General features: G+C 66.4%; 9 protein-coding genes and 1 pseudogene. 3 read left to right on the forward strand and 7 right to left on the reverse strand.

All coding sequences use genetic code 11. The features are described from left to right. Together AC6RA4_RS19390 and AC6RA4_RS19395 are read right to left on the reverse strand one after the other, a co-directional pair. On the reverse strand, positions 1–497 hold a 497-nt coding region (locus tag AC6RA4_RS19390; protein ID WP_500163182.1), incomplete at its 3' end, for a beta-ketoacyl synthase N-terminal-like domain-containing protein. Positions 498–578: 81 nt separating this feature from the next. Next, complete coding sequence (locus AC6RA4_RS19395) at positions 579–1,379, reverse strand: glycosyl transferase (protein ID WP_500163184.1); 801 nt, start codon at positions 1,377–1,379, stop codon at positions 579–581. A gap of 190 nt (positions 1,380–1,569) precedes the next feature. On the opposite strand from AC6RA4_RS19395, the gene AC6RA4_RS19400 reads away from it, so the two are divergent. Further along, positions 1,570–1,869, forward strand: a complete 300-nt coding sequence (locus AC6RA4_RS19400) for a DUF2934 domain-containing protein (protein WP_500163185.1) — start codon at positions 1,570–1,572, stop codon at positions 1,867–1,869. A 202-nt stretch (positions 1,870–2,071) separates the two neighbouring features. Further along, positions 2,072–2,278 carry a cold-shock protein gene (locus AC6RA4_RS19405; protein ID WP_500163187.1) on the forward strand — a complete coding sequence of 69 codons (207 nt, stop codon included), beginning with the start codon at positions 2,072–2,074 and terminating at the stop codon, positions 2,276–2,278. 119 nt (positions 2,279–2,397) lie between these two features. Here the strand turns inward: AC6RA4_RS19405 and AC6RA4_RS19410 are convergent, their stop codons facing one another. The 5 genes from AC6RA4_RS19410 to AC6RA4_RS19430 all read right to left on the reverse strand — a co-directional run bounded on the left by AC6RA4_RS19410 (position 2,398) and on the right by AC6RA4_RS19430 (position 9,213). Continuing rightward, positions 2,398–3,564 carry a M20 aminoacylase family protein gene (locus AC6RA4_RS19410; RefSeq protein WP_500163189.1) on the reverse strand — a complete coding sequence of 389 codons (1,167 nt, stop codon included), beginning with the start codon at positions 3,562–3,564 and terminating at the stop codon, positions 2,398–2,400. 204 nt (positions 3,565–3,768) lie between these two features. Then, positions 3,769–5,118: an NAD(P)/FAD-dependent oxidoreductase gene (locus AC6RA4_RS19415; protein WP_500163191.1), complete on the reverse strand. Its 1,350-nt coding sequence runs from the start codon at positions 5,116–5,118 to the stop codon at positions 3,769–3,771. Beyond that, the gene (gene argE, locus AC6RA4_RS19420) at positions 5,115–6,281 is read right to left on the reverse strand and encodes an acetylornithine deacetylase (RefSeq protein WP_500163193.1); all 1,167 of its coding nucleotides are present in this window, start codon (positions 6,279–6,281) and stop codon (positions 5,115–5,117) included. Before argE ends, AC6RA4_RS19415 begins: the two co-directional genes overlap by 4 nt. Positions 6,282–6,392: 111 nt before the next feature. Beyond that, on the reverse strand, positions 6,393–7,313 hold the full coding sequence (locus AC6RA4_RS19425) for an endonuclease/exonuclease/phosphatase family protein (protein ID WP_500163197.1): 921 nt from the start codon (positions 7,311–7,313) through the stop codon (positions 6,393–6,395). A 79-nt stretch (positions 7,314–7,392) separates the two neighbouring features. Next, positions 7,393–9,213, reverse strand: coding sequence for an ABC transporter ATP-binding protein (locus tag AC6RA4_RS19430; RefSeq protein ID WP_500163195.1), 1,821 nt, complete (start codon positions 9,211–9,213; stop codon positions 7,393–7,395). A 246-nt stretch (positions 9,214–9,459) separates the two neighbouring features. On the opposite strand from AC6RA4_RS19430, the pseudogene AC6RA4_RS19435 reads away from it, so the two are divergent. After that, positions 9,460–9,806, forward strand: a pseudogene (locus tag AC6RA4_RS19435) (peptide ABC transporter substrate-binding protein); the annotation flags it as partial.

The raw sequence follows: 9,806 nt of genomic DNA on the forward strand, positions 1-9,806 counted from the left end.
ACCACCGAGTGGTTCGGCCCCTTGAAGCCGTACTTGATCGAGACCTGACCCGAGATCAGGTTGATCAGCGCGCCGGGAACAAAGAACGGCGACACACGGCGCGGGCCCTTCGCTTCCATCATCACGGCGGTGTTGGCGATCGAGTTCAGGCCACCGATGCCCGAGCCGATCAGAACGCCGGTGCGCTCGAGATCTTCCTTCTCGGTCGGGGTCCAGCCGGAATCCTCGACCGCCTGCTGCGCGGCGGCGAGACCGAAGAGGATGAAGGTATCGACCTTGCGCTGTTCCTTCGGCTCCATATAGGCGTTGGCGTTGAACTCGCCCTCGCCCTCGCCGAGCGGCACTTCGCAGGCATAGGTGGTTGCCAGCCCCTCGGGATCGAACCCGGTGATCGGCCCGGCCCCCGACTGACCGTCGAGAATTCGTTCCCAGCTCTTTTCGACACCATCGGCCAGCGGCGTCACAAGCCCCAGCCCGGTAACCACAACGCGACGCATTGCTTGCCCTTCCCTCAGAATTCTTTCGTGGCCTCGCTCTTACCCCGCCCGCCGGGGCGTCGGCAAGGGCATGAGGCCGGTTCAGGCCCAGTCCGGGCCGAGATCCGCCTCTGCGCGGTCGATCCAGTGCTCGCGCAGCCAGTCGCAGGGCTTGGAGTGACGGATGATGCTGCCGTTCCAGCCATCGACCGCATCGGTCATCTTGGGGCGACCGTGGAAGCAGACCACACGGGCATCCTCGGGCAGCCGCGGCTTGTGCAGCCAGTTGCCCGGGAACGGGTTGCAGTCATACTTGAAAGACACCACCCAAGGCTCTGGGATATATTTGAAACAGTCGCGCTCCATCGCCTTGTGGCTGGTATAGCGCTGCTCGGAGCCGCGCGCCGCCTCGACCTCGCGATAGGCGTTCTTGGCGATGTCCTCATAGAGGAACCCGTGCAAGGCGGGGTCGAAGCGGAACACCGAGCCGTGCCCCGTGGGCCGGCCCTTGCGCTTCTCGGTCCAGTCCTGTCGCATCGCCACCATGCCCGGCGCCATATCGTGGATCTCGTCGAGGCTGCCGGTGATCACCACATCGAGATCGAAACCGAGGAACGGCCCCTCGAGATCGGGCACCAGCCCCGGACGGAACAGCGAGACCTTGCGCATCGCGCCCTGCCGGTTCGCCACCGCCAGTGCCGAGGCCATGCGGTCGGCAAAGGGCTCGACCGGGAGCGGCAGTATCTCGACATCGGGGTGAATGCCCTCGGCGTGTTCGGTCATGCAGAAGAAGCGGACGGGGCGCGACATGTTGCGGCGCACGCCGGAATACAGCCGATTGACGTATTCCGGGCCGAAGAGCGTGCCCCACTTGATGCAGATGATGTTGGCGCGATCGGTCACAGACCCCTCCTATGCGGGTTTGCCCGCGCTTTAGCCGAAATGGCGCGTCGGTGCCATCCCGTTGAGCGCGGCACCGCGTATCGGGCGCGCTCGGTAGCGTCGGTGTTTTGCCGGACGGGCCATGTCTGGCAGACTGTATCGCAACGCGCGATCCGGTTTCACAAGACAGTTGGCATGGGAGGCCACAACTATGAGCACCAAGACACCGACCGAGGCGGAGATCGCCGAGACCGCCTATTTCCTCTGGATGGAGGCCGGTTGCCCCGATGGCAAGGATGCCGAGCACTGGCAGGCCGCGGTCGCCGCGCTGACCGTCACCGAGGCGCCCAAACGCAAGCGCGCCCCGGCCAAGCCCAAGGCCAGCACAGCCACAAAGCCCGCGGCCAAGGCCAAAACCGCCGCGAAGCCGAAGACTGCGGCCAAGCCGAAGGCCGCCGCCAAGGCGAAGACGGCGAGCAAGCCAAGGGCAAAAGCCAAGGCCGAAGAGTGACCCCATGCCCGCCATCCGCGCGAAATGTCGCCGACACCAGATCACCCATTGGCAAGAGCGGCGACGCGGTATATTCCGCAGGGGCTTACGTTTTTCTATGTCGACCACTGTCTCCCTCATACGGCGCTCAGTCTTTCGATCCGGACGGACCACGCCGCACTACCGCATCCTGCGGGTAGATTTCAGATAGGAGACCACGGATATGGCCACCGGCACCGTGAAATGGTTCAACACCACCAAAGGCTTCGGCTTCATCGCACCCGACGCGGGCGGCAAGGATGTGTTCGTGCACATCTCGGCTGTCGAGCGCGCAGGCCTCACCGGCCTCGCCGACAATCAGAAAGTGACCTTCGACGTCGAAGCCGGCCGTGACGGCCGCGAGTCGGCATCGAACCTCGCCCTCGCCTGATATCGGCGCAGCGACGCGAAAAAAGACGCGGTGCTCTTCGGAGGGCCGCGTTTTTTTGTGCCTCGCAGAAGATCGCGTGATCGACGCGCCCCGCTGCCGGCAGGGCGCGCCGCGCAGGATCAGGCGGCGGGCATCCGGCGCTCGACGATCTCGGCCCACCACGAGCAGCCCGCCGGGATCGCCTCGTCGTTGAAGTTGTATTCCGGGTTGTGCACATCGGCGCTGTCGCCATTGCCGACGAGGATATAGGCGCCGGGGCGCTCCTCGAGCATGTAGGCGAAGTCCTCGCCGCCCATGGTGATCGGCGCGTCGCGGTCGCAGGCGCCCGAGACCGCCTCGGCCACGTCGGCGGCAAACTCGGTCTGCGCCTCGCTGTTCACCATCGCCGGGTAGCCCGGCAGCCACTTGATCTCGGCCTCGCAACCGAAAGCCTGCGCGGTGGCGGCAGCCAGCGCCTTGATCCGCTCCTCGCCGAGCTCGCGGTTGGTCTTGGACATGGTGCGCATGGTGCCGCGGAACATCACCGAGGCCGGGATCACGTTGAACGCCTTCGACGAGCTCTCGATGCCGGTCACCGAGACCACCATCTGGTCGTCGGGATCGGAGTTGCGGCTGACGATGCTCTGCAGCGCGGTGATGATATGCGCCGCAGTGACCAGCGGGTCGATCGCCTGGTGCGGCTTGGCACCGTGGCCGCCCTTTCCCTTCACGTTGATCTCGAACTGATCGGTGGCGGCGAAGAAGGCCCCGGGGCGAATGCCGAAGCTGCCCGCGGGCATGCCCGGCCAGTTGTGCATGCCATAGACTTCCTGGATGCCCCAACGCGCCATCATGCCGTCTTCGCACATCTCGCGACCGCCGCCGCCGCCCTCTTCGGCAGGTTGAAAGATCACCACAACAGTGCCGTCGAAGTTACGGGTTTCGCTGAGATATTGCGCCGCGCCCAGAAGCATCGCGGTGTGCCCGTCATGGCCGCAGGCATGCATCGCGCCCGGGGTCTTGGAGGCATAATCCAGCCCCGTCACCTCGTGAATCGGCAGCGCGTCCATGTCGGCGCGCAGACCGATCACCTTGCCGGCGCTGTCGCTCTTGCCTTTGATCACGCCAACCACGCCGGTGCGGCCAATGCCCTCGACCACCTCGTCGCACCCGAAGGCGCGCAGCTTCTCGGCCACGATGCCCGCAGTGCGATGAGTTTCAAAGAGAATTTCGGGGTGTTCATGGAAATCACGGCGCCAGGCGGTGATGTCCTGATGCAGTTCGGCGAAGCGGTTCTTGACGGGCATGGGTAGCTCCCTGGGATTTGATCATTTTCCGCGAGCCTGCCACCGCGCGGCGAGCCCTGCAAGCAGGGCGCGGCGGAAGCGAGGGGTCGCGAGCGATCCGCGCCTCACAAAGACGCGAAGAAAACAGGTATTAACGCCTGCAATACAGATACTTGAGAGAACATATTCATGCTCTTTCGGAACAACGGTCCGGGTGGATCCCGCTCACAGATTGGGCCCGGTGACAAGTTTCGACCCGTCCGAGAACCGCGACAGCCGGAAGCGGCTGAGATCGTGTCCGGGATCGGTGCCCTGCGTCAGCGCCAGCGCGATGCGGCCGAAGGCCGGGCCGATGCCGAAGCCGTGACCGCACATGCCGGTGACCACCGTCAGCCCCGGCAGCGCCTCGCAGCGGTCGACCACCGGCACCACGTCGGGCAGCACGTCGATCATGCCGGCCCAGGCGGCCTGCAGTGGCGCCTCGCCCATCTGAGGGAAATGCTGGCCAAAGCGCGCGCGGCACTCGGCCACCTTGGCGGCGTTGGGCTCGGGCGACAGGATCCGCATGCGCTCGAACGGGCTCTCCTCGTCGTCCGACCAGCGCCGCGCGGTGCCCCAGGCATCCGGGTAGCCCGCGGGGGCCTTGGTCTTGAGCCGCACCTCAAACTCGCCCGAGACCGCGAGCGGCAGGTAGGTGCGAAGGGCACGGAACGCATCCGGCCCGATGAAGAGCTCGGAAAATGCTGCCGGGGCAAGGGTATAGCCGCCATCGGCGCGGGGACGGAAAGCCAGCTTGTCATCCACCGCGGCGGTGTTGACGCCCTGCGGCAGGCGCTTGGTCGCCATCGCGGTGGAGCGCACCGAGAGCTGCGGGATCTTCACCCCGTGGCGGCGCAGGAAGAGCGAGGACCACGCGCCGCCCGCCAGCACTGCGCGGGCGCAGCGGATGCGGCCCTGCTCGGTCACCACGCCGGCAACCTCGCCGCCCTGCATGTCGAGCCCGCGCACCGCGCAGCGCTCGCGGATCTGCGCCCCGCTGGCAACCGCCAGCCGCGCCAACTCCGGCACCGCGACCCAGGGCTCGCCCTTCATGTCGGTGGGCGTGTGCAGCGCCCCGACCCAAGGGCTGTCCTCGGCGCCGAGCAGCGCCTTGGTGGCGGCGGCGTCGAGCAGTTCCGAAGACACGCCAAGCGGTCTGGCCTCATCGAGCCAGCCGGCAAAGCCCTGCATGTCACTCTCGGAGCGGGCGAGATAGCTCACCCCCACCTGTCGCACCCCGAGCTTGCCGCCACACTCTGCATCCAGCTCCGGCCAGAGCCGCTGGGCTTCCAAAGCGATCGGGATCTCGGCCATGTCGCGGCCCTGCACCCGGATCCAGCCCCAGTTGCGCGAGCTCTGCTCGGCCGCCACGCGGCCCTTTTCGAGCAGCACCACGGACAGCCCGGCGCGGGCTGCATACAGGGCTGTCGACACCCCGATGACCCCTCCGCCGATCACCACCAGATCGCAGGCCTCGGGCAGCGGGCCGTCATGCTCGATAGGCCCCTCGTCACGGAATGGGAAAACCACGCTCATGCCAGCCGCTCCAGCAGGCGCTCCATAAAGGCCTGACCCGCGTTCAGCTGGGAAATCTCGATATATTCATCGGGCTTGTGGGCGATGGCGATGTCCGAGGGGCCGCAGACCACGGCGTTGTAGCCGGCGGCCTGGAAGTGGCTGGCCTCGGTGCCGTAGCTCACCTGCATCACGCCGTTGTCGCCGGTCACCTGGCGCACCAGCTCCTCGGCGCTGTTGGCCTCCACCGGCACCAGCGGCGGAAGCTCAAAGAGCGTTTTGACCTCGATCCACGCCTCGGGGCAGACCGCCTGCATCTGCGCCTCGACCTCGGCGATCTTGTCGCGCAGCCGCCGCTCCCAGTGCTTCGGGTCCTCGCCCGGCACGACGCGGAAGCCGAGACCGAACTCGCAATCCTTGGCGGTGATGTTATGCGCTGTGCCGCCGCGGATCTGGCCCACATGCACGTTGGTGTAGGGCGGCTCGAACAGCGCCGCGATCTTGCCGGGCGAAGCGGCGGCGTTCTCGGCGTTCACCGCGTTGGCCCACTCGATCAGCTTGGCGCCATACATGATTGCCGACACGCCTGTATGCAGGATCGAGCTGTGCACCTCGACGCCATGCACATGGATCCAGAAGGTCAGCCCGCCCTTGTGGCCGGTGACGGCCTTCATCTCCGTGGGCTCGCCGACGATCACCGAGGCCGCCTTGGGCAGGGCCGCGCGCATCGCTTCGGCCACGTCCTTGCCGCCCATGCAGCCGATCTCTTCATCGTAGCTCAGCGCGATCTGCAACGGCGTCGTGACACCGCGATGCTTGGCCTCGACCATGGCCCAGACCGCCAACGCGTCAAAGCCCTTCATGTCGGTCGAGCCGCGCCCGTAGAGCTTGCCGTCGCGCTCGGTGAGCACGAAAGGATCAGAGCTCCACTCCTGCCCGTCCACCGGCACCACGTCGGTATGGCCCGAGAGGATCACCCCGCCATCGACCTCCGGCCCCACATGGGCGAAGAGCGCCGCCTTGAGATCCGGCTCGGCCGGCTTGGCGTGGCGCTGGCTCTCGATGCCGTGGCTGGCGAGGTAGTCTGCCACCCAGTCGATCAGCGGCAGGTTGGTGTCGCGGCTGACGGTGGGAAAGCTCACCAGCTTCTCGAGGATCTCGCGGGGCGAAAGGCGGGTCGGCATCGGGGTTCCTTCGTTTGTCTGCAAATGGCCTACGCCGCCGCGCGCGGACGGGCAAGAGGGGCGCGCGCAACGCCGCCTCCCACCGCCGCGCCCTGCCCGGTTTCGCGGCGTTCAGCGCAGCGCCAGATCGAGCACCACCGCGTGGTGATCCGAGGGCCAGACGCCATCGCGCGAAAACTGCGGAACAAAGGGCCCGCCCACGACGCGCAGACCGGCGCTGATGCCGATGTGGTCGATCGCGGGCAGCAGGTGCAGGCCGCGGTTCAGGTGATAGGTTGCCGCCGGCACCGCGGGAAAGTCCAGCCCCGCGGCTGCGAGTTGCTGCATCACTTGCCAGCCCCTCAGCGCGTTGAAATCGCCCGCCAGCACCACCGGTATACCCGCCTCGATCACCGGACGCAGGCGGTCTGCGATCAGCTCGGCCGAGAGCCGCCGGTTGCTGGCGCTGCGATACTCGAGATGCACGTTCATCACCCGGAAGCGCGGGCCGCTGTCGAGGGGGCGGAACTCGGCCCAGGAGGCAAAGGCAGGCCAGGAGCCGTCGAAGGTGCGCGAATAGATCACATCGGGCGTGTCGGAGAAGAAGAACCAGCCCTGATCCGCCAACTCCAGGCGCGAAGTGCGATAGAAGATCGGCTGCGTCGAGGGAAACGCCCGCCAGTCACCGATGGCGGCCGCGGCATAGCCCTCGAGCCGGTCGAGCAGGTAGCGGCGGGCGAGATTGTCGGTATCGGCATCGCCGCCGCGAAAGCTCTCCATCTCCTGAAAGGCGATGACATCCGCGTCGAGCCCCGCCACGAGCGCGCCGAGCGCCGGCTTGCGCCGCTCCCAGCCGGCGCGGCTCCACGGCCCGTCGCCCGGCCCGCGCAGGTCGATGTAATGCACGTTGAGCGTGGCGACGCGCAGCGCACCCTCAGGCGGTGGCGGCAGGCCCTCGCCCTCGCTGAGGCGGTTCTGCTGGGCACAGGCGACGAGCCCCGCCAGCGCCAGCACCGACAGGAGTGCCTTCAGAGAGACCCGCAGCCAGCGCATCACGCCGTGCCCCCATCGCGCACGTGCCGGCGCGTGACAAAGCCGATGCCGGGCACGGGGCGCTGCATGAGAACGCCGGTCAGTAGCCGCTGTTCGAAGTCAGCACGAGATGCCCAGGCGAGACCTCCTTGTAGGTGTTGGGCTCGGGCTCGTAGCCCACCGGGTGGATCGGCGAGGGGATCGGCTTGAAGTTCAGGTCCTTCTCGGACTTGCGCCGGTGCGGATCGGCCACCGGAACCGCCTTCATCAGCGCCTGCGTGTAGGGGTGCTGCGGGTTCTCGAACACCGCGGCCCGCGGGCCGATCTCGACGATGCGGCCAAGATACATCACGCCCACGTTGTGGCTCACGCGCTCGACCACCGCCATGTCGTGGCTGATGAAGAGGTAGGAGAGGCCCAGATCGGCCTGCAGCTCCATCATCAGGTTGATCACCTGCGCCTGCACCGACACGTCGAGCGCCGAGACGGCCTCGTCGGCGACGATGAGCTTGGGGTTGAGCGCAAGCGCGCGGGCGATTGCGATGCGCTGGCGCTGGCCGCCCGAAAGCTCGTGCGGATAGCGGCGCATGAAGCTGCGCGGCAGCTCGACCCGGTCGAACAGCATCTCGACCCGGTCCATCATCTCGGAGCCCGCGTGGCTGCCGTAGTTGCGCATCGGCTCGGCCACCTGATCGGCGAGCTGCATCTGCGGGTTCAGCGAGGCGAAGGGATCCTGGAAGATCATCTGCATCTGCCGCCGCTCGTCGCGCAGCATGTTGGGGCCAAGCCCCATGACATCGACCCCGTCGAGCGAAATCCGGCCGCGCATCGGCTCAACCAGACGCAGAATCGAGCGCCCGGCGGTGGACTTGCCGCAGCCCGATTCGCCCACAAGGCTGAGCGTCTGACCCTTGTTCAGGGTAAAGCTAACATCCTCAACCGCATGCACATTTGCCACAGTCCGGCGGAAAAAGCCGCCCTTGACCGGGAAGCGCGTGGTGAGATTTTCCACCACCAGAAGCGGTTCATCGGTGCCGGTGATCGGCTTGATCTCGTCCTGCTCGCGGCCCAGAAGCTTCATCGGCTCGGGCAGCGGCTTGCCCTTCATCTCGCCAAGCTTCGGAACCGCGGCCAGCAGCGCCTTGGTATAGGGGTGCTGGGGGTTCTCGAAGATCTCTTCGACGGTGCCCTCCTCGACCTTTTTGCCGCGGAACATCACCACCACGCGGTCGGCCATCTGCGCCACCACCGCCATGTCGTGGGTGATGAACATTACCGCGGTGCCGGTCTCGCGCTTGAGCCGGTCCATCAGCGCGAGGATCTCTGCCTGGATGGTCACGTCGAGCGCCGTGGTGGGCTCGTCGGCGATCAGCAGACGCGGCTTGCAGGCCAGCGCCATGGCGATCACCACGCGCTGGCGCATGCCGCCGGAAAGCTCGTGCGGATACTGCTTCAGGCGGCGCTCCGGCTCGGGGATGCGCACCTGCTTCATCAGCTCAAGCGCGCGCGCCTGCGCCTGCTCCTTGTTCATGTCGCGGTGCACGCGCAGGCCTTCGGTGAGCTGGCGCTCGATGGTGAAGACCGGGTTCAGCGCGGTCATCGGCTCCTGGAAGATCATGCCGATCTCGTTGCCGCGGATGTCGCGCATCAGATCCTGGTCGACCTGGGCCAGATCGAGCTCGCCGCCATCCTTGCGATCAAAAATGAGGCGCCCGTTGGCAATTTCTCCGCCGCCATACTCGATCAGCCGCATCAGCGAGAGCGAGGATACCGACTTTCCCGAGCCCGACTCGCCGACGATACAGACGGTTTCGCCCGGGCCGACGTCGAAACTGACGTCCTCCACGCCGGCAACGGTGCCGTCTTTCGTCTCAAATTCGACCCGAAGTTTCTCGATCCGGGCGATGGCGTTGTCGAGCATCCATATTCTCCTGAGATGGCGGATGCCAAAGCTAAGGGCAGGTTTTGGACGGTGTCAAACCCTGCCGTCAGGTTCCGCCAAGGCAGTGCTTGCATTTTCGTCTCGTTCTGGTTTCGATACCCGCCATGATCGGGATGGACGAGGGGCGCGGCAGCCGGAGACGGTTGTTTGTGCCCAAACGGACTCCGCTTTCAGACAAAACCAAGAAAGCCGGCCGCAGCGCCGGCATCCAACGAGGAGAACCCCATGACGCTCAAGACCCTATTGCTAGGGGCTGTCGCCACCAGTGCGCTTGCCCCCGCAGCCTTTGCCGAGCGCGGCGAGGACGGTCACGTCAACATCATCTATTGGCAGGCGCCGTCGATCATGACGCCCTACCTCTCGGGTGGCACCAAGGACATCGAAGCCGCCTCGCTCGTGCTCGAACCGCTGGGCCGCTACGACGAGACCGGCGCACTGGTGCCCTACCTTGCCGCAGAGATCCCCACCGTCGAGAACGGCGGCGTGTCCGAAGACCTGACCTCGATCACCTGGAAGCTGAAGGAAGGCCTGCTGTGGTCCGACGGCTCGCCGGTGACCTCGGCTGACGTGGC

It is taken from the genome of Salipiger sp. (assembly GCF_059781815.1).

Excerpts from the sequence above, each read along its gene's own strand:
- AC6RA4_RS19400 (WP_500163185.1), top strand. The coding sequence starts at position 1,570 with ATGAGCACCAAGACACCGACCGAGGCGGAGATCGCCGAGACCGCCTAT.
- AC6RA4_RS19405 (WP_500163187.1), top strand. The coding sequence starts at position 2,072 with ATGGCCACCGGCACCGTGAAATGGTTCAACACCACCAAAGGCTTCGGC.
- AC6RA4_RS19410 (WP_500163189.1), bottom strand. The coding sequence starts at position 3,564 with ATGCCCGTCAAGAACCGCTTCGCCGAACTGCATCAGGACATCACCGCC.
- AC6RA4_RS19415 (WP_500163191.1), bottom strand. The coding sequence starts at position 5,118 with ATGAGCGTGGTTTTCCCATTCCGTGACGAGGGGCCTATCGAGCATGAC.
- argE (WP_500163193.1), bottom strand. The coding sequence starts at position 6,281 with ATGCCGACCCGCCTTTCGCCCCGCGAGATCCTCGAGAAGCTGGTGAGC.
- AC6RA4_RS19425 (WP_500163197.1), bottom strand. The coding sequence starts at position 7,313 with ATGCGCTGGCTGCGGGTCTCTCTGAAGGCACTCCTGTCGGTGCTGGCG.
- AC6RA4_RS19430 (WP_500163195.1), bottom strand. The coding sequence starts at position 9,213 with ATGCTCGACAACGCCATCGCCCGGATCGAGAAACTTCGGGTCGAATTT.